This is a genomic window from Gilliamella sp. Pas-s27 (assembly GCF_009795865.1).
Lineage (GTDB): Bacteria > Pseudomonadota > Gammaproteobacteria > Enterobacterales > Orbaceae > Gilliamella.
Genome location: NZ_WTEW01000089.1, coordinates 1 through 758 on the forward strand (window position 1 = coordinate 1; position 758 = coordinate 758).

General features: G+C 29.4%; 1 protein-coding gene. It reads right to left on the reverse strand.

The genetic code is table 11. The features are described from left to right. Positions 1–693: hypothetical protein (locus GQ589_RS11805; protein WP_160426447.1), on the reverse strand; the 693-nt coding region annotated here is incomplete at its 3' end. Between the last annotated feature and the right edge of the window lie 65 nt (positions 694–758).

Below are 758 nucleotides of genomic sequence, written 5' to 3' on the forward strand. Positions count from 1 at the left end.
ATAGACGTAATATTCGGCTGTGCTATTAGGTCCGTGATATCTGTCTTTAACTAGAAAAAAATCATTATTATCGCCATCAAAATTATAATCAGATTTTTCATGATTCATGATATTAGCATAACCATGAAACTCACATCCTTTGATACCTGTAATAGTTTGAATAAGCCTGCCATCGTGTTTGCTATATATTTTTATCCCAACGATATTTGCTTCTTCATTTTTCTTTTTAGATATTATCACCTTAAAATAAAAATCCTTAGTACTATCTTGTTGTAAATAATCTATATTGTTAAATTCTGCTTCACGTAATGAACGTTCATCGTATTTTTTATATTCAAATGTTTTATGTAAATTTATCTTATCGCCGTTAAGAGAATGCCCAGTTAGATATTGATAGGCGTCTGCATCATGATTAAATATGCCTCCATCAACATTCTCAATAACTATTTTATCTAACATTTTTTCAAAAGAATTTGCATAATAAACTTCATAGTTAAACATATTATTATGTTCCCTGATGAAACTTAAACGTTTAACTTCATGCTCTTTACCATCAAGATAAACCGCATATTCATCATCAAAATAAAATTCTGCATTATCTTGCCCAATAGTACCGGTATAAATACGAAATATGGCATGGCTAATGGCAGGGGTTAATAATATCGTGAGTAAAATACACTTTATATACTTCATTTTGTTATTCCTTATTTTTTATTTGTGCGTTGTTGTTTGGCTTTTGCTTCTCTTTTAGCCTTTTC